This window comes from Ornithinibacillus bavariensis (assembly GCF_018333235.1).
Taxonomy (GTDB): domain Bacteria; phylum Bacillota; class Bacilli; order Bacillales; family Amphibacillaceae; genus Ornithinibacillus; species Ornithinibacillus bavariensis.
This window is the reverse complement of record NZ_BORP01000006.1, coordinates 49,243-67,073: the sequence shown is the minus strand read 5'-3', so window position 1 is coordinate 67,073 and position 17,831 is coordinate 49,243. Positions and strand designations below refer to the sequence as shown.

Genomic DNA, 17,831 nt, shown 5'->3' with positions numbered 1-17,831 from the left:
CATAGTAAACATTACTTTGACCGTTTGATTCAAGTCTTTCATTTTTTGACTAAATAAGTCTTTCTTCATTTGGTTCATTCCTTTCAACTCAGTAATGGATGGCTCGTCACGAATAATTCGTTTCTATACGTAATATAGAACAAAAAAATAAACACCATTGAAATGGTGTCTTAACAGAATCTTAATTTTTGAAAGGAAATGATATCTTTATCTTCGTTCCTTTATTGCGCTCACTTTCGACTTTAATATGCCCTCCTTGTTTTTCAATAAACTGTTTAGCAATGGACATTCCCAACCCTGACCCGAGATGGGACTTGTCTGTCCTTGTCCCTCGGTAATATTGATTAAATAATTGTTGGATTGTTTTATCATCCATACCGATGCCATCGTCTTTAATTTCTATTAAAGTTGATCCTTCTAATTTTTCTATAGAGACAGTAATCGTTGTTTCACGGGGATTATGATAAATAGCATTCATAATGAAATTTTCTAATGCTCTTTTTAATAATGTCTGATCAATAGATAATAAAATATCGTCTTCATCCTTAACATTTAAATGAATAGGATAGTCAATAGCCATTGGGTACTGACGAAGATCGTCCAAGACATTTTTTATAAAAGTAGCTAGATTGATAGTACGAAAATCTAATGGGATTTGCATTTTATCAAACTCATACATAACACTTAAATCATCAATTAACTGTTCCATATATAATGATTTTTCTTCAATAATTTTAGCAAAATCCTTCATTTCTTCTTCACTCCATTTATGCTCGGAGCGGAGCATAGCTGCATAACCTTTAATGTAGGATAACGGCGTTTTTAAGTCATGTGTCACTCCAGAGGTCCAGTTCTTCCTTGTTTCCTCAAGTTCTTGTCGTTCTTTCTCTGCTGCATTGAGTTGTTGTGTTAGACCATCGAGCTTTGATGTAAGTTCCAAAAATGGACGAAACCTTATCTTGTTTAAAGAAAAATTCTTAATCGTATCAGGCTTTTTAAAGATCCCAAGGGATAATTGATCAATCCAGCGTATAAAAAAGAAAAGAGGCTTTCTGATTTGACGGTCGATAATCAGACCGATCAGAATAAGTATTCCAATCAATAGTATTGGGAATAAAATATATGTCACCAATCCATTCATTCCTAAAGGGATATTCAATAGTGAAAGGACTGAAAAACCGGTAATAAAAAAAATAACACCAGTGGTTAAAAAAATGATAATTAATATCAATGAAATCTTGGTTTCTAATTTCATTGGAGACTCCTTTGATTTTCATTACTTAGCATGTAGCCCAATCCTCTCACATTTTTTAAATACTCTGGATGTTTAGGATCCTGTTCGATTTTTTGGCGTAGGCGACTAATATGGACCATGACCGTATTTTCTTTCCCCACAATACTATAATCTCCCCAAACTCTTTCATATAAATGGTCTACACTAAAAACTTGATTGGGATGTTGGCACATAAATTTTAGTAATTGGAACTCCTTAGCTGGGCAATTTACCTCTTTTCCTTCCACAATCAACCTTGCTTGGTCATAATGCAACACGAAACGCTCTGTTTCAAATAGCTGAGGGATCTCTTTTATTGCTTTCCTTTGACGATGTAGAATGGCTTTGATTCGGGCAGCTACTTCGAGGGGATTAAAAGGTTTTGTTATATAGTCATCGCCACCCATAGAAAAGCCGGTTAATTTGTCAATATCCGTCGTTCGCGCTGTCAAAAAGATAATGGGTACGTCTGATATTTCTCTAATTTGTTGACACAAATCAAAACCGTTTGTATCTGGCAGCATGACATCGAGCAATATCAGATCAATCTTTTTCTCCTGTACCGTTCTCAATGCTTCAGCACCGGACTCAGCCTGGTATATCTCTTGAAATCCTTCCTTATCTAACAACCGTTTTAGCATTTTAATTAGTCCTACTTCGTCTTCAATAATGAGTATACGTTCGTTCACTTTTTCCCTCCTCGACTGTAGATATCATATACCAAACATATAACAACTAGAAAACACAGTATTAAATATCTCTGACTTATCTGTTTTGAAATCCTTCTTACAAAGAGATACTTTTCACATCTCTCTTTCATCTATTAATTTAGGTTAATCATTTTGTCAATAGATACCTCGTTTATTACTTATTGTATCAGTCCATTTAAGAACTAACAAAAAATGGGTTAGGCTTTTTCTCTACACGATAAGAATACTGTTTAAATCCTGTCCATAAAGAAGAGAATTGTTCATTTTAATCCTTCCGTTTAACCGTGTATCATAGATTTGAATGCAGCCGAGAGTACATTATAATTCAATAAGATTAGTTAACGATTCAAAATCCTTTATACCCTCACGAATAATTGTTGTATACTAAAAGCACCGGAGTGGTTCGAATTCGGTGCTTTTTATTATGGGAAAATTGAGGTGTGTACATGACAATAGCAATCATTTGTTTAATCGTTTTTGCGATTCTTGTATTCCTAGTATCGTTTAGAGTTAAAAAGTTTGATGCGGAAGCAAGCTATGAAGAATTAAGTACGAGTCAAACCGTAGAATTTTATAAAATAAATAAGCGGCTAAAGGCTTTGGAAGAAGAATTATTAGTGGAGTATGAAGAATGAGAGATTTATTACGTGGTATCTCCATAGGCGTTTTATTTGCTACAGGAATACTAGCATATGCCTATTACACAAATTCCCCAAAGACAAATGTAGTAGAAAAGGAATACACAATAGAAGATGCAATCACTTATTTACAAAAGCAAGATTATGAGGTTATTAAAAAAGATAATAAGGTAGAGTCCAATACACCGGATGAATCGGCTAAATCAGGGGAAAGTCAAGAGGACAATAAACAAACTGGAAACAACCAAAAAGAGACCATAAAAGAATATAAACTCGTTATTGAAAAAGGAATGATTTCACAAGAAGTAGCTGACATTCTTTATAAATATGGCATTGTTGATGATGCCGAAGCCTTTAATGATTATTTAGGGGAACATAATTTTCAAACAATCATCCGTCCCGGTACATATCTACTAAATTCACAGATGAGCTATCAGCAAATTGCTATTTTAATCATCAATTAAATGGAAAACGTATTACACCTCTTTAGTATTTTACTAGAGAGGATTTTTTTGTTAAATAAAGCTAATTGATAAAACATTCTATTAAATTAGTAATAAACTCTTTTAAATTGTCATAAAATGTTTTAAAATAATACTTAAATATTTCACAATTAAGAAATGTAATCGGTTTCAAAATCTTGATGTATGAGGTGATACGATGGACATGCAACGAATTCCAGCAAGAAAAGGGAATCACAATTTAAGACAGTATGAGGAAATGCGGGCTAGCTTTAAGTGGGAGGATATTCATCAAAAATTTTCCTGGAATGAAACGGGAAAGGTAAACATTGCCTATGAAGCTATTGATCGTCATGCGGAAAATCCGTTGAAAAAGGATCAAATTGCTCTATTATACTCTGCACCTGGAAGAGAAGAAACACTGACTTTTGAGGAAATTAGTAAACAAAGTAATCAATTTGCTAATGTATTGAAAAAGTATGGAGTGAATAAGGGAGACCGCGTTTTTTTATTTATGCCAAGAAGTCCAGAGTTTTATGTTACCTTCTTCGGTATATTAAAAACTGGTGCCATTGCAGGTCCATTGTTTGAAGCATTTATGGAGCAAGCAGTACGTGATCGCTTGCAGGATAGTGAAGCTAGAATGCTTATCACTACTCCAGAATTATTAGAACGGGTTCCACAAGATGAATTACCTAATTTAGAAAAAATTGTACTTGTTGGTGGGAATCTAGAGGATTCCGGTAAATATATTGATTTTACAAAGGAAATGGCTGATGCAAGTGATGCCTTTGATATCGAATGGGTTGACTTAGAGGATGGTATGCTTCTCCATTACACCTCTGGGTCCACGGGTAAACCTAAGGGTGTGTACCATGTCCATAATGCCATGATCCAACATTATGCAACAGGTGAATGGGTCCTAGATTTAAAAGAGGATGATATCTATTGGTGTACTGCTGACCCAGGCTGGGTGACTGGAACAAGCTATGGAATTTTTGCTCCGTGGCTACATGGTGTAACCAATGTCATTCGTGGTGGACGCTTCACACCAGAAGATTGGTATGAAACCTTAGCCAAAAATAAGGTAACGGTCTGGTATACTGCACCAACCGCATTACGGATGCTAGTGAGTGCAGGAGAGGACCTAGTGAAAACGTTCGACCTATCTTCACTTCGTCATATTATGAGTGTTGGTGAACCCTTAAATCCGGAGGTCATCACATGGGGATTAAAGGCATTTGATCTACGAATTCACGATACATGGTGGATGACTGAAACAGGCGCTCAGTTAATTGTCAACCTACCGTCAGAGGAAATCCGTCCAGGTTCTATGGGCAAACCAATACCAGGTATTGAAGCAACGATAGTTGATAATGAAGGAAATGAAATCCCACCGAACCAAATGGGAAATCTTGCAATTAAAGCAGGCTGGCCATCTATGATGCGTCAGATTTGGAATAACCCAGGTAAATACGAAAGCTATTTTATTAATGGGTGGTATGTCTCAGGTGACAGCGCCTACCGAGATGAAGATGGTTATTTCTGGTTTCAAGGCCGCCTAGATGATGTCATCAATACATCTGGAGAACGCGTGGGTCCATTTGAGGTCGAGAGTAAATTAATCGAACACCCTGCAGTTGCAGAAGCCGGTGTCATTGGTAAACCAGATCCACAGCGCGGAGAAATCATCAAGGCATTTATTACCTTGAATCCTGGCTACGAGGAATCATCAGAGCTACTGGAAGACATACGAAAATTCGTTAAAACAGAGTTAGCCGCACACGCTGCACCACGTGAAATAGAGGTGCGTGACTCAATTCCAAAAACAAGAAGCGGCAAAATCATGCGTCGCCTTTTGAAATCTTGGGAGCTTGGACTACCGACTGGTGACACCTCAACATTAGAAGAATAATAAGAACCCCCCTCCAGTGTTGTGTGAGTGCTGGAGGGGGATTTTTAATAAAGAACTTTACTTGCGTATTCTTTGATGAGTAAAACTGCTTTGATAGACGTGTTCCTCATATAGTTCATGCTTCTGTAGTCAATCGAATATGCTCTATTTGACAAGTAACCTGGAATTGGTCCTTCATCGTGCAATAGAGCCACTCTAATAGACAGCTAACTCGAAATCCAACATTCTCAGTCTAATAGAACTGCTCTAATAGACAGTTAACGTGGGAATCATGCATTTTAGTCCAATAGAATGGTTCTAATAGACAGTTAATGCAGAAATTAGGTACTTTCAGTCTAATAGAACCACTCTAATAGACAGTTCACGCAGAAATCATGCACTGTCAGTCCAATAGAACAGTTCTAATAGACAGTTAATGCAGAAATCATGCATTTTAGTCTAATAGAACTGCTCTAATAGACAGTTCACGCAGAAATTAGGCAGTTTCAGTCCAATAGAACTGCGCTAATAGACAGTGAATGCGGAAATTAGGTACTTTCAGTCTAATAGAACTGCGTTAATAGACAGTTAACACAGAAATCATGCATTTTAGTCTAATAGAACTGCGTTAATAGACAGTTCACGCAGAAATTAGTCACTTTCAGTCCAATAGAACAGTTCTAATAGACAGTTAACACAGAAATCATGCATTTTAGTCTAATAGAACTGCTCTAATAGACAGTTAATGCGGAAATTAGGTACTTTCAGTCCAATAGCACCACCCTAATAGCCAGCTAACCCAAAATCCAAGCCCTTATAGTCCTATAGCTCCCTTCCATAGGCCCCCTTAGCTCAAAAGCGTCAAATATAACATTTTGAATCCAAAGCCAAACCCAACTCATCCAAACTTCACAATATTAAAGTTATCCCTCAGCAACAACCAATTCTGCGGGAAGGATAGTCCTAGCTTCCAATAACTGATTCCTCGAAGACTTTTTTCTTTAATTAAATCAAACTTTGCCTGGATGGAGCGGGCATCTTCAAACCAGACCTCATGGTCCTTACCTTGAGCATCCCTGTAACGGAAAAATGGTGCTTGTGCAGTTATATCATATTGGATTGCTACATTATGCTCTCTAGCAAGTGTTATTGCTTGCTGTGGACTTACTGCCTTTGCTAATGGTCCTCCTTGAACAAATGGTAATGTCCAATCATAACCGTATAAATTTTGACCTAATAAAATTTTATTGGCTGGTATTACTGTCAGAGCATAATCCACTACTCGTCGTACTTGATCAATCGGTGAAACAGCCATAGGAGGTCCACCACTATAGCCCCATTCATATGTCATTAATACAACTAAATCAACTATTTCACCATGTGCACGATAGTCGTGAGCTCCATACAACCCACCTTGCTGTTCTGCACTTACCTTTGGAGCGAGAGCTGTTGACAAAAGTAACCCTTCCTGTGACAGTCGATCTTTTGCCTTTCGTAAAAAGGTGTTATAAGCATCCCGATCTTCTGGTGGTAAATACTCAAAATCAAAGTGAACATCGGTAAAACCAACTTGCTGTGCTGTGTTGATTATATTATCCAGCAATTTATTTTGTACGGCCTGAACGGTTAAGATGATATGTCCAAGCTCCGTACTAAAAGCTCCCTCTTCAAGGGTGGTAACTACTAGCATTAAATTAGCGTTATTGGCATCGGCAATTTCCTTGAAGTTATTAAGTGGTGGGGCTGTTAAACTTCCATCTCGATTCACTTGGTAACTAAATGGAGCAAGATAGGATAAATATGGAGCGGTATCTCTAGTGGCATTTTCTAGGGTTTGGGAAACAGTGCCCCCCGTAGGCTCTACATAAGCATTAACGAGGATATCTCGTTTTGGTTGTTGTGGAATATATAATCGAAATCCAGTTTGAAGCGTTGCATTAACAGAAATATTATTAATCCTAGCTAACTCCTGATAGCTAATACCAAATCGTTGCGCAATCGAAAATAACGTATCACCGGGCCGAACAAAATAAAACTGTCCTACAATTGGTATCACTAATGCTTGCCCTACCACCAATTGACTAGGGGCATCTAGCTCATTTGCATTTGTAAGAGCATCTATGGTTGTGCCATATCTATTGGCAATAGAAAATAAAGAATCACCCTGTACGACAACGTGGATTTGCATAAACTCCCTCCTTAAAGTCCGTCAGATTACCTGAACACTATATGTCTATCTATATAAAACTTTATGAAGAGGGGCATGTACGTTATGTCTAGATTGGGTCAATTGTTACTTTCATCTAGGAATGCAGAAGATAAGAGTATGCCAACCAACATCCTTCTTCTCTTAAGGCTGTACAGTTTTTAGGGTATGCATCGTAATTTCACACATATACATCCTTTGCAGTCAATAAAACACAACTATCCCCTGAAAACCCAGCAGATAATGTGTATTACTTCTAGATTGTGTAAAGGGATTATTAAAGGAATTTGAAAAAGAGCAGAATGCTATGGTTTAATGAGAAAGTAGTCATCTTATATGGTTCTTAGCTTTTCCACCATATGATTATTATCATTAATAATGATTGGGGTCAGATCAAAGTCGGTAATCATCATTCCTATACTTTTTGTGTTTATTAACAATAAGAAACTTGATAATAGTAAATATAATCTCTTCCGTATGTGCCAATAACTATCCCCTTCATAAAAATAGAATCATTAATTAAAACAAAACAACCATGGTATCCTTTATACGATGATCCGCCTAAGATAACCCCAAAGAAGGCTTATAAATCGTGAATCGTATTAAAAAATAGAAAATCCCAAAGTTAAAGTGAGCTGGAAAAAATGAACGATGCGTATTATATGCAATTGGCAATTAATGAAGCTGAAAAGGCATCTCAAAGGAATGAAGTTCCTATCGGTGCGATTATTGTTTTTCAGGATGAAGTAATCGCTACTGGATTCAATATCCGTGAAACCTCGCAGGAAACATTATCCCATGCGGAGTTGATTGCTATTCGTGAAGCAAATAAAAAAGTAGGAAGCTGGAGACTAGAGGATTGTACCTTATATGTGACATTGGAACCTTGTCCGATGTGTGCAGGAGCCATTGTTCAATCTAGAATAAAACGAGTCGTATTTGGTGCCTCTGATCCAAAGGCAGGATGTGCGGGAACCCTTATGAACTTGTTGGATGAAAAACGATTTAATCATCAGGTGGCGGTTACAAGAGGTGTATTAGAGGAGAAGTGTAGTTCATTACTTTCGAATTTTTTTAAGGAGCTACGAACGAGAAAAAAACAGTAGTTCTTCCAAAATATCTCACCGTCATGCTCTTTGATTTTTTTTAGCATCGTGTTATAATGAATATTACCGTGCTAAGCGGGGAGGTAGCGGTGCCCTGTACTCGCAATCCGCTATAGCGAGGCCGAATTCCCATCACGAGGTGGGTGACCGTGTGGTCTGCCTCAAGGAATTGGTGTTGACGTTTAGGTCCTGCGCAATAGAAACCCACGAACCCTGTCAGGTCCGGAAGGAAGCAGCAGTAAGTGGTCATTTCTGTGTGCCGCAGGGTCACCTAAACCGAGCCATGAACTTGAGTAACGCATGGGGTTACTTCATCGACGGTGGGTGCACGGCATACATAATAGCGATAAACCTCTTGTGTCCTACAAGAGGTTTTGTTGTACCTCGTCTTATAACCTCCATACAATTCATCTTCTTTTCATTCGTATGGAACTATTCATCATTCTTTTCATTCTTTTTTTCATTATCATTCACATTAACCTGTAAAATCGGTATAATTAAATAGATATTAAAGAGGGGAATTCCATTATGAGCTATCAAGCATTGTATCGCGTATGGCGTCCGCAAACTTTTCAGGATGTAGTAGGACAAAGTCATATTACTCGAACATTACAAAATGCCATTGTCCAACAAAAATTTTCACATGCTTATTTATTTTCTGGTCCCCGAGGAACAGGGAAAACGAGTGCTGCCAAAATTTTTGCCAAGACAATTAATTGTGAGCATGCTCCTGTAAAAGAACCATGTAATGAATGTGCAGCTTGCCGTGGTATACAGGATGGTACGATATCAGATGTTATTGAAATAGATGCTGCTTCTAATACAAGTGTAGATGACATTCGTGAGATTCGTGATAATGTCAAATATGCATCCAGTGTTGTACCTTATAAGGTGTATATTATTGACGAGGTGCATATGATTTCTGTTAATGCATTTAATGCATTATTAAAGACATTGGAAGAGCCTCCAAAGCATGTTGTTTTTATTTTGGCAACAACAGAACCGCATAAGATTCCACTTACCATTATTTCTCGCTGTCAGCGCTTTGATTTTAAGCCAATTACCAATCAAGCGATTGTAGAGCGTATGCAGACCATTGTCGATGCGGAAAACGTAGAGGTAGCAAAAGAGGCACTTGATGCTGTAGCTCTTGCCGCTGATGGTGGAATGCGGGATGCGCTTAGTATTTTAGATCAAGCAATTTCCTACAGTGAGGACGGAGTGAAATTAGAGGATGTTCTTGCGGTTACTGGTGGAGTATCTCAGAAAATATTAACTAATATTGTTTCTGCTATGTACCAGAAGGACGTACAACTAGCCTTAAAAATGCTCGATGAGCTGATTCAAAATGGAAAAGATCCAGCACGATTTGTTTATGATATCATTTATTTCTTACGTGATCTATTGCTCTATCGAAGTGCACCTCAATTAGAGGGAGTTTTGGAACGAGCAATGATTGATGAGGATTTTCAAAAAGTAGCAGAGCAAGTAACTGACAAATGGATTCAGTCTGCTATTTTAGAATTAAACCAATGTCAGCAAGAAATGAAATGGTCAAATAATCCAAAGGTATTCATTGAAATTGCGATAATAACCATTTCTAATCAATATCAAGCACAAGCTGAAAGCACAAATGCTGTTTCTTCAGAAGCAGTTATGCAGCTCACCCAAAAGCTAGCACAGCTTGAAAAAGAAATTACGAATTTAAAACAAGCTCCAGTACAAACTGGTGCTGTGTCGCAGCCTGAAAGAAGGAAGCAACAACCAAGTAAATCAAAGAATACCTATAAGATACCTTATGAGCGTATTCGAAATGTACTAAAAGAAGCGCAAAAGCCAGCACTTAAAGAGGTGCAAGCACAGTGGGCTGCCTTTTTAGGAAAGTTAAAAACAACTAGTGCACCAGCACATGCTACGATACAGGATTCAAAGCCTGCCGCTGCATCGGATAATGCTTTAGTTGTTGCATTTAAATATGAGATACACTGTTCACTTTTCTTAGAAAATCGTGAGCTTGTCGAGTCTGTATTAACTAGCGTGTTAAATAAACCGTTAACGATTATTCCAATTCCGAACCAGGATTGGCAGGAATTGCGTAATGAATATTTGAAGAATCAAGAGCCATCAAATACTGAAGAGCAAAATACCGGTGACCCAATAGTGGAGGAAGCGAGAAAGCTTTTTGGAGATGACTTGATCGAAATACATGATTAATTAGTTGAACTAAAAGGAGGCGTTTTCCATGAAAGGTATGGGAAATATGGGTAATATGATGAAGCAAATGCAAAAAATGCAGAAGAAAATGATGCAGGCTCAGGATGAACTATTTGAAATGGAATTTGAAGCATCAGCTGGCGGTGGGATGGTAACCGTGAAAGCAAATGGTAAAAAGGAAATTACCGATGTTGTAATTAAAGAAGAAGTTGTTGATCCAGATGATATTGAAATGCTACAGGATTTAATTATAGCTGCAACCAATGATGTACTAAAGCAAATTGATGAGAAGACTAATGAGACAATGGGTCAGTTTACCAAAGGATTGAATGTTCCAGGTCTTTTCTAGGAGCAATGATGTTTAGCTTTAGGTGCAGTCCGGATGTTACAATGCGGTTGGCCCTTTAGCTTTTCTAGGAGGAAACACCATGTATTATCCAGAACCGATTTCGAAGCTCATTGATAGCTTTACAAAATTGCCAGGTATTGGGCCTAAGACGGCTGTTCGTCTGGCTTTTTTTGTGTTAAATATGAAAGATAATGATGTACTTGAGTTTGCTAATTCACTCGTTAATGCAAAACGGGAACTGACACATTGCTCCGTTTGTGGCCATATTACAGATCAGGATCCTTGTGCGATTTGTTCTGATCCATCAAGGGATAACTCAGTAATTTGTGTTGTACAGGATCCTAAGGATGTCATTGCTATGGAGAAAATGAAGGAATACCGTGGAAAATATCATGTGCTCCATGGTGCCATTTCACCGATGGATGGAATTGGTCCTGAAGACATAAATGTTCCAGATTTGTTAAATCGTTTAAAGGACGAACAAGTGAATGAAATAATTTTAGCAACAAACCCTAATATTGAGGGAGAAGCAACTGCAATGTATATTTCGCGATTAGTAAAACCATCTGGTATCAAAACAACGAGAATTGCACATGGGTTACCAGTTGGTGGCGATTTAGAATATGCAGATGAAGTCACATTATCAAAAGCATTAGAGGGTAGGAGAGAACTGTAAGGTAAGGTGACACTTGTGGGAAGAAAAAAAAGAAAACAAAAGCGAGAGGTCGATGAGCTGCTACTTGAAGCTATTTTTTCCATCGAAAGAGAATGGAAACAAATAAAATCCTTAATAAATCAATCGATTGAACCAACGTTTGAGGGAAGAAGTAGTGAAAAGGTTGCTCAATCCAAGTATTTATTTTTACTTCGGGAAGCAAAGCACCGGAAGATTAGTGCGGTACGATATAGTAAATAGCTTTAAAAAACACTTACAAAAATTTTTTGTAGGTGTTTTTATTTTGTAATGAATAGAATTATAATAACTGTTCTTTTTTCTTTCTCAACTTCATATTTACTTATTAGGGACAAGTAAAAGGAGTTGATGAAGATGGAGCCTAAAGTTGTGATATCCATCATGGTTGCTGTTATTGTTCTATTGCTTTTCGTTGGGACATCCTTTAAGCCACTTCGATTTTTAGCAACTGGTACCGTTAAATTAGGGATTGGAATATTGTTTTTATTCTTTTTTAATGTGCTTGGTGGCTCGTTTGGATTACATATTCCAATAAATATTTTTACTGCAGTTGTATCAGGTTTTTTAGGGTTATTTGGAATAGCCTCACTTGCTGCCATTCATATGATCATTCTTCCGTAATATTTTCATGAGATTGCTAGTATAGCTTCTGTTAAACATGGACAAACTAGTATTAGTTTAACGGAGGTGGGGAAAATGGAAGAAAGATTGGTAGAGTTCGTGAATTGCGGGATTTGTGAGGAAAAGAAACATCAAGGAATCCATATATACAATATGTTTATTTGTACAGAGTGCGAGTATAATATCATTCATACCGAGCCTCGTGAGGAAAAATATAATTATTATTTAAAAAAGCTAAAAAATATTAATAGACCCTCAATACTTTCATAGATTTTTTTGGAAATAGCCTTTGTACTAGGATTACAAAGGCTATTTTTGTTGGTATGATAAGAATAATAGTTTTTCAGAGAGGAACATGAGAATGAACCATCAGGAAATGCCACTGTTCTATCAGCTAGTACAGTTCGCGGAAAAAAAACCATTCTCCTTCCATGTACCAGGACATAAGAATGGGACGGTTTTTTTAGAAGAAGCGAGGGAATATTTTAAGTTTATTTTACCGTTAGATGTTACTGAATTAACAGGGTTAGATGATTTACATGCAGCACAGGGTGTGATCTTCGAAGCGGAGAAATTGGCAGCGGAATACTTTAAAGCTGATCACACATTTTTCCTGGTTGGGGGTAGTACGGCTGGTAATTTGGCAATGATTTTATCAACCTGCGCACCAGGAGATAAAATTATTGTGCAGCGGAACTGCCATAAATCCATTATGAATGGTCTGGAGCTGAGTGGTGCAAAGCCAATTTTTATTCGTCCAGAATATGACAAGTCTGTCTGTCGTTATACCGCACCAGATTATTCTACGGTGGAGAATGCACTACATGAAAATCCCGATGCAAAGGGACTAGTATTAACGTATCCTGACTATTTTGGTCATACATATGCATTAAAGCATATGATTGATTTAGCCCACCGATACCAAATTCCTGTCTTAGTAGATGAAGCGCATGGTGTTCATTTTAGCCTTGGTGATCCTTTTCCTATTTCTGCTGTGGAGCTTGGGGCGGATTTAGTGGTTCAATCGGCACATAAGATGGCACCTGCAATGACGATGGCTTCATTTTTACATATGAAATCAGATTTACTATCAAGGGATCGTGTACAGCATTATTTACAAATGCTTCAGTCAAGTAGTCCATCCTATCCATTAATGGCCTCACTTGATATAGCAAGAGCCTATCTAGCTTCACTATCAAAGGAAAAAATAAATACGATATTAACTAGTGCTCATCGGTTAAGGCAACTATTTAGCCAAGGAAAGGATTGGGATGTGTTGCCCAGTCATGATCCATTGAAAATAACACTACAGGTTCAGGAAGGCTTATCTGGCTATGAAATAGCACATGAATTTGAAAAGCATCTACTATACCCAGAGCTAGCAACAGATAAGCAAGTTTTATTTATACACGGACTAGAAGAATTCCGGGATTTTAATCGTGTGGAAAACATCGTGAAAAACATGAACGAACAATATAAATATAAGACAAATCATGCTACAATAGAGATAGGAACATTATTTAAAGAACCAATACAAGAACTAGCTGTTTCCTATCATGAGATGTTTAAGTTAGCTAAGAAGAAAGCTAAACTAGAGGAGACAGTAGGATACATTGCTGCAGAAGCAGTAATTCCATATCCCCCAGGAATACCTGTGATTTTAAAGGGGGAGCGAATTACAGAAGAACAAATTCGCCTAATTCGGCATTTAATACAACAAGGAGCAACATTTCAACACCACGATATCGAACAAGGCATCGAAGTTTTTGAATGAGCTAAAGGAGAAGACAAAAGGTGAGTGGTTATTTTATAACATTTGAAGGTGTGGAGGGTGCTGGAAAAACGTCAATCCTTCATTCTGTGGGAACGAAGCTACAAGAATTAGGATATGATGTGGTCACAACAAGAGAGCCTGGCGGAATTGATATAGCGGAGAAGATTCGCGATATTATTTTAAATCCAACCCACACGGCAATGGATGGGCGAACAGAGGCATTATTATATGCAGCTGCTAGAAGACAGCATCTAGTGGAAAAGGTTTTACCATTGCTTGAAAAAGGGAAAGTAATATTATGTGACAGATTTATTGATAGTAGCCTTGCCTATCAAGGGTATGCAAGAGATCTAGGGATGGATGAAGTGTTTACCATCAATCAATTTGCCATCCAGAATGCGATGCCAGATCTAACCTTACTTTTTGATATTGAACCAAGTAAAGGGCTAGAGCGCATAGCGGCAAACAAGGATCGAGAACGTAATCGATTAGATTTAGAAAAAATTGCTTTCCACGAAAAAGTGTACGAAGCCTATCAGATACTAGTTAAGCAATTTCCAGAACGTATTAAGGTAATTAATGCAGACCAAACTAAGGAAAAGGTAGAAAGTGACAGCTTATCATTAATAACCCATTTTTTAAATACAATCAATTAAAGGAGAGGGTTTTTTATGAAACTAGTAATGGCGGTAATTCAGGATAAGGATTCCAATCGTTTAACAGATGCACTAGGAAAGAGCAATTACCAATCTACAAAGCTTGCAACAACCGGTGGTTTTTTGAAGGAAGGAAATACGACGTTAATTATTGGCTGTGAGGATGAGTATGTAGATGATGTGCTTCAAATCATCAAGGAAAATTGCTCACACCGCGAACAAATGGTAGCACCAATTTCACCAATGGGCGGAAATGCGGATTCTTATATTCCAAGACCAGTTAAGGTTGAAGTTGGCGGTGCAACAGTATTTGTGTTACCAATTGAATCTTTTTTTCAGTTTTAAATTAAGGTAGAGAAGTCTAAGGAGGGCTGAACAGTGAAAATAAGTCAGGAAATGTTAAAGCAGGTGGATACATCACAAAAGAATGTTCGTACAACCAAAAATAACCAGCTATCTTTTGAGTCCATTGTTCAGTCCCAAACCCAAAAGCTACAACAAAATGAATTACAAAGGCTAATGAATGATATAACTGTGCAAGGTGATCGATTGGCTCGGTTTCGAGCGTTTAAGGATTTAGTGAAATTTAAACGATTAATTAAACGATTTTTAGAGGAAGCTGTAACGAATGGACTGGATATCGAAAAGTCTTTGAGCTTTAGTTATACAGGAAGTAGCCGAAATCTAACACTCGTTAAACAAATAGATGAGAAGTTAATGGAATTAACAGAAGAAATTATGAATCAAGAAAAAAAGTCAGTAGACCTACTAGGGTTAATAGGTGAAATTAAGGGTTTACTGATTAATATATATACGTAATAGTTGGACAAGCTGTTTAAGGTGGATTGAAATCTATGAAATCGTGGTCTGACGTGGCTGAGATACAGCCTTTGGCTAGTAAAATAATAACGAATAGTATTCAAAAGGACCGCATATCACATGCTTATTTAATTCAGGGTGCTCGTGGGACAGGAAAAGAAGCAATTGCTACACTAATTGCCAAGGTATTGTTCTGTGAGAGTAAATCTGGTGTTAATCCTTGTTTAATATGCAATGCGTGTAAACGAATAGATTCTAGAAATCATCCTGATGTTCATTGGATTGAGCCAGAAGGACAATCCATTAAGATAGAACAGATTAAAAATCTACAAAAGGAATTCACATATTCAGGTCTTGAATCGGAACAAAAGGCTTATATTATAAAGGGTGCAGATACATTAACAACAAATGCTGCAAACCGTATTTTAAAGTTCTTGGAGGAGCCGAACAAAAAGACGACTGCCATCATGCTAACGGAAAATAGTCAAGCGATTTTGCCGACTATTCGCTCAAGATGTCAGGTTATTGATTTGCAGCCTTTAAATCCGTATCATTTAAAGCAAAGACTACTAGATGCAGGATTAAGTGAGGCAAATGCTAAATTAATGAGTGCACTAACCAATAATTTGGATGAGGCAATCTCGTTAAGTCAAGATGAGTGGTTTGCCGAAGCACGAAAATTAGTGGTACAATTAGTAGAAACATTTACAGATAATTCAAATGATGTATATTTATTTATACATAATCATTGGATGCAGCATTTTAAGGAACGAATTCAACTAGAGCAAGGATTGGATTTATTGCTTTTAGTGTTTAAGGATATTCTTTATTTTCAAATTGGAATCGAAAATGCTTCTGTTTTCTTTCACCAAAATGAACGCCTTGAGCAAATGGGTATGTCCTTTTCACAGGAAAAACTGATTGCTATCCTCCATGATTTGCTAAAGGCAAAACAAAAATTGAAGCAAAATGTTCATCCAACACTTGTGATGGAACAGGTTACACTTCAAATACAGAGGTGATGATATGATAGGAGTAATAGGCGTCCGCTTTAAAAAAGCGGGTAAAATATATTATTTTGACCCTGCCGGCTTTGATATTGAGAATGATAGTTATGTGATTGTCGAGACGGTACGAGGAATCGAATTTGGTAAGGTAGTAATTGCCAAGAAGGAAGTCGATGAGGAGGATGTTGTTCTCCCTCTTAAAAAGGTTCTCCGTGTTGCTAATGACAAGGATAAATTAACGGTTATGGAGAACAAGGAATATGCAGACCAGGCATTCCGAGCTTGCACGGATAAAATTGAAGAGCATGGCCTAGATATGAATTTGGTTGATGTCGAATATACCTTCGACCGAAATAAAATTATCTTTTATTTTACAGCAGATGGTCGTGTAGATTTTCGTGAGCTTGTTAAGGACTTAGCTGCAATGTTTAAAACAAGAATAGAATTAAGGCAAATTGGTGTTCGTGACGAAGCCAAAATGCTAGGTGGAATTGGTCCCTGTGGTAGAATGCTATGCTGTTCTACATTTTTAGGAGATTTCGAGCCAGTTTCTATTAAAATGGCGAAGGATCAAAACCTTTCTCTTAATCCAGCAAAAATATCTGGATTATGTGGCAGGTTAATGTGTTGTCTAAAATACGAGAACGATGAATATGAGGCAGCTAAGAGAGAACTACCTGATTTAGGTGAGCATGTGAAAACACCTCACGGGGAGGGTCATGTTGTCGGTTTAAATATTCTGGATCGTGTCATTCAAATAGAAATCCCGGAAATTGAACGAACTATTGAATATACCTTGGATGAACTCATCGAAGAAGGAATTGTTACAGCTCAGGGCCAAGAATAACGGAGTGAGTCGAATTGCAAAAAAGACAGTTATTTGATCAAGTATCAGATATGGAAAAACAAATTGGCGAACTGTATGAACAGCTAGGAGAGCTAAAAGGAAAGTTAAGTGACCTACTTGAGGAAAACCATCGACTATCCATGGAAAATCATCATCTGCGGAACAGATTAGAGCTGGAAGAAGCAGCTCAGGATAAAGTAGGTGAGGAAATGGAATCGTTGAAGGTGCCGAGTGAAGGTTATGATAACCTAGCTCGATTATATGAAGAAGGATTTCACATTTGTAACTTGGAATTTGGCAGTCCCCGCAGAAACGAGGACTGTATGTTTTGTTTAGATTTTCTTAGCAAAACAAAATAACGTATAATAAAGCTGTTTGGAGAATACCAAGCAGCTTTTTTCTTTTAGAATATTTTACCCATATCTTTTTGTTAAAACAGTCACATAGCCAAAATTAGCGGAGTGTATTCGGACCACGGGTTTGGCCGAAGCAACTATCTATGAGTATTGCTTTAGATAATTAAATAAAATAATGTTGAAAATCAATAAGAAAGGGAATTTCC

Annotated in this window: 20 protein-coding genes and 1 other RNA gene; 18 read left to right on the top strand and 3 right to left on the bottom strand. The window is 37.4% G+C overall.

Annotated elements, in window-relative coordinates; genetic code table 11:
• Positions 1–181: 181 nt before the first annotated feature.
• A complete protein-coding gene (locus KI338_RS14125; protein ID WP_212921662.1) occupies positions 182–1,255 on the bottom strand; it encodes a sensor histidine kinase in 1,074 nt (357 codons plus the stop codon).
• Entirely contained in the window at positions 1,252–1,962 is a 711-nt protein-coding gene (locus tag KI338_RS14120) for a response regulator transcription factor (protein ID WP_280530759.1), read from the bottom strand. Before KI338_RS14120 ends, KI338_RS14125 begins: the two co-directional genes overlap by 4 nt.
• Positions 1,963–2,429: 467 nt before the next feature.
• Here KI338_RS14120 and KI338_RS14115 point away from each other — a divergent pair, with 467 nt between their 5' ends.
• The 3 genes from KI338_RS14115 to acsA all read left to right on the top strand — a co-directional run bounded on the left by KI338_RS14115 (position 2,430) and on the right by acsA (position 4,997).
• A complete protein-coding gene (locus KI338_RS14115) occupies positions 2,430–2,618 on the top strand; it encodes a hypothetical protein (protein ID WP_212921661.1) in 189 nt (62 codons plus the stop codon).
• On the top strand, positions 2,615–3,085 hold the full coding sequence (locus KI338_RS14110) for a hypothetical protein (protein ID WP_212921660.1): 471 nt from the start codon (positions 2,615–2,617) through the stop codon (positions 3,083–3,085). Before KI338_RS14115 ends, KI338_RS14110 begins: the two co-directional genes overlap by 4 nt.
• 196 nt (positions 3,086–3,281) lie before the next feature.
• Positions 3,282–4,997 carry an acetate--CoA ligase gene (gene acsA, locus KI338_RS14105; protein WP_212921659.1) on the top strand — a complete coding sequence of 572 codons (1,716 nt, stop codon included), beginning with the start codon at positions 3,282–3,284 and terminating at the stop codon, positions 4,995–4,997.
• Between the two features lie 877 nt (positions 4,998–5,874).
• On the opposite strand, the gene KI338_RS14100 is transcribed toward acsA, so the two are convergent.
• Positions 5,875–7,164, bottom strand: coding sequence for a glycoside hydrolase family 18 protein (locus KI338_RS14100; RefSeq protein ID WP_212921658.1), 1,290 nt, complete (start codon positions 7,162–7,164; stop codon positions 5,875–5,877).
• A 662-nt stretch (positions 7,165–7,826) separates the two neighbouring features.
• Between KI338_RS14100 and tadA the strand changes: the two genes are divergently transcribed.
• The 15 genes from tadA (at position 7,827) to yabA (ending at position 17,628) form a co-directional block, all read left to right on the top strand.
• Complete coding sequence (gene tadA / locus KI338_RS14095) at positions 7,827–8,288, top strand: tRNA adenosine(34) deaminase TadA (RefSeq protein WP_373306346.1); 462 nt, start codon at positions 7,827–7,829, stop codon at positions 8,286–8,288.
• A gap of 66 nt (positions 8,289–8,354) precedes the next feature.
• An RNA gene (gene ffs, locus KI338_RS14090) (signal recognition particle sRNA large type) lies at positions 8,355–8,620 on the top strand.
• A 196-nt stretch (positions 8,621–8,816) separates the two neighbouring features.
• Positions 8,817–10,502 carry a DNA polymerase III subunit gamma/tau gene (gene dnaX, locus KI338_RS14085; protein WP_212921657.1) on the top strand — a complete coding sequence of 562 codons (1,686 nt, stop codon included), beginning with the start codon at positions 8,817–8,819 and terminating at the stop codon, positions 10,500–10,502.
• Between the two features lie 28 nt (positions 10,503–10,530).
• Positions 10,531–10,851 carry a YbaB/EbfC family nucleoid-associated protein gene (locus KI338_RS14080; RefSeq protein ID WP_212921656.1) on the top strand — a complete coding sequence of 107 codons (321 nt, stop codon included), beginning with the start codon at positions 10,531–10,533 and terminating at the stop codon, positions 10,849–10,851.
• Between the two features lie 79 nt (positions 10,852–10,930).
• Positions 10,931–11,527 carry a recombination mediator RecR gene (gene recR / locus KI338_RS14075; RefSeq protein WP_212921655.1) on the top strand — a complete coding sequence of 199 codons (597 nt, stop codon included), beginning with the start codon at positions 10,931–10,933 and terminating at the stop codon, positions 11,525–11,527.
• Between the two features lie 15 nt (positions 11,528–11,542).
• Complete coding sequence (locus KI338_RS14070) at positions 11,543–11,767, top strand: YaaL family protein (protein ID WP_212921654.1); 225 nt, start codon at positions 11,543–11,545, stop codon at positions 11,765–11,767.
• A gap of 132 nt (positions 11,768–11,899) precedes the next feature.
• Complete coding sequence (locus KI338_RS14065; RefSeq protein ID WP_212921653.1) at positions 11,900–12,166, top strand: pro-sigmaK processing inhibitor BofA family protein; 267 nt, start codon at positions 11,900–11,902, stop codon at positions 12,164–12,166.
• Positions 12,167–12,241: 75 nt separating this feature from the next.
• Entirely contained in the window at positions 12,242–12,436 is a 195-nt protein-coding gene (locus KI338_RS14060) for a sigma factor G inhibitor Gin (protein ID WP_212921652.1), read from the top strand.
• Between the two features lie 91 nt (positions 12,437–12,527).
• Positions 12,528–13,940 carry an aminotransferase class I/II-fold pyridoxal phosphate-dependent enzyme gene (locus KI338_RS14055; RefSeq protein ID WP_212921651.1) on the top strand — a complete coding sequence of 471 codons (1,413 nt, stop codon included), beginning with the start codon at positions 12,528–12,530 and terminating at the stop codon, positions 13,938–13,940.
• 20 nt (positions 13,941–13,960) lie between these two features.
• Positions 13,961–14,596 carry a dTMP kinase gene (tmk, locus tag KI338_RS14050; protein WP_212921650.1) on the top strand — a complete coding sequence of 212 codons (636 nt, stop codon included), beginning with the start codon at positions 13,961–13,963 and terminating at the stop codon, positions 14,594–14,596.
• Between the two features lie 15 nt (positions 14,597–14,611).
• Positions 14,612–14,941, top strand: coding sequence for a cyclic di-AMP receptor DarA (gene darA / locus KI338_RS14045; protein ID WP_212921649.1), 330 nt, complete (start codon positions 14,612–14,614; stop codon positions 14,939–14,941).
• Between the two features lie 33 nt (positions 14,942–14,974).
• Positions 14,975–15,415, top strand: a complete 441-nt coding sequence (locus KI338_RS14040) for a YaaR family protein (protein ID WP_212921648.1) — start codon at positions 14,975–14,977, stop codon at positions 15,413–15,415.
• Positions 15,416–15,450: 35 nt separating this feature from the next.
• Positions 15,451–16,437, top strand: a complete 987-nt coding sequence (holB, locus tag KI338_RS14035; RefSeq protein WP_212921647.1) for a DNA polymerase III subunit delta' — start codon at positions 15,451–15,453, stop codon at positions 16,435–16,437.
• A gap of 4 nt (positions 16,438–16,441) precedes the next feature.
• The gene (locus tag KI338_RS14030) at positions 16,442–17,269 is read left to right on the top strand and encodes a PSP1 domain-containing protein (RefSeq protein ID WP_212921646.1); all 828 of its coding nucleotides are present in this window, start codon (positions 16,442–16,444) and stop codon (positions 17,267–17,269) included.
• Positions 17,270–17,319: 50 nt separating this feature from the next.
• Positions 17,320–17,628: a DNA replication initiation control protein YabA gene (gene yabA, locus KI338_RS14025; protein WP_373306349.1), complete on the top strand. Its 309-nt coding sequence runs from the start codon at positions 17,320–17,322 to the stop codon at positions 17,626–17,628.
• Positions 17,629–17,831: the final 203 nt, after the last annotated feature.